Below are 829 nucleotides of genomic sequence, written 5' to 3' on the forward strand. Positions count from 1 at the left end.
TTCCCTCTACAATACAAGTCCTCATTCACTAAGCTATAGCTGGTAGCCTTTTTTGCCAACCACCTACGTTCACTTTTACTCATACCAGAGGGTGCTTCACAATGCTCAAGAAAGTAAAGTAAATCATGCAGCCCCTCCTTTCCCTGGTATAAAGGACTTTTCACAAGGATAGCACCTACTATGAGAGTTTGTAGTTCTTCACCTGCTAAGGCATCTGCTTCTCAATTTTGATCTCTAGGTACAAAGTGCACTCGAACTTCTTTAAAACCCTTCAACAAGGCCTTTGCTTCCCTCATCTTAACAGACAATTTGTCATTTTTACAGGCCCATACACCAACCATTTTCTTAACAATCAACATGGAGTCACCAAAAACATTTAGCTTTGTGATGCCCTGAGAAAGACAACATTGCAACCCTAAAACAAGGGCATGGTACTCTGCCTCATTGTTAGAATAAACCTCTTTTAGATGAAACCCTTTTGCAAAGATCTTCTCCTTCTCTGGACCTAATATTACTATGCCTGCTGATGCCTTGTCTTTGGTCCTCTTGTAAGCCCCATCAAAATACAGTCTGTGTGCTCCCAGTAGAACTTCAGGCTCCGGGATAGGCGGTACCTTACTAGGTGCCTCTTTCTTGGCCTTCTCATAACACCTTTGTGTGAGGACATCTGCCAAACAAGCACGGGTGGAATCCTCTACTTGTAGTGTGTAGTCAAACCCTTGAAGCTACACCACCCACTTTGCTATTCTTTGAGACAATTCCATGTGTTGTAGGGCATATGGAAAAACCTCCTCAGTTGTGATCACCACAAATGGTCTCGGAAGTAAGT

Annotated in this window: 1 protein-coding gene; it reads right to left on the bottom strand. The window is 42.9% G+C overall.

Features of this window, described 5'->3' with window-relative positions; genetic code table 11:
- Positions 1-221: 221 nt before the first annotated feature.
- Positions 222-674 (bottom strand): ribonuclease HI family protein, encoded by a 453-nt coding sequence (locus DD606_RS25795; RefSeq protein ID WP_129259570.1) that lies wholly within the window; start codon positions 672-674, stop codon positions 222-224.
- Positions 675-829: the final 155 nt, after the last annotated feature.

This window comes from Enterobacter cloacae complex sp. GF14B (genome assembly GCF_004136805.1).
Taxonomy (GTDB): domain Bacteria; phylum Pseudomonadota; class Gammaproteobacteria; order Enterobacterales; family Enterobacteriaceae; genus Enterobacter; species Enterobacter hormaechei_C.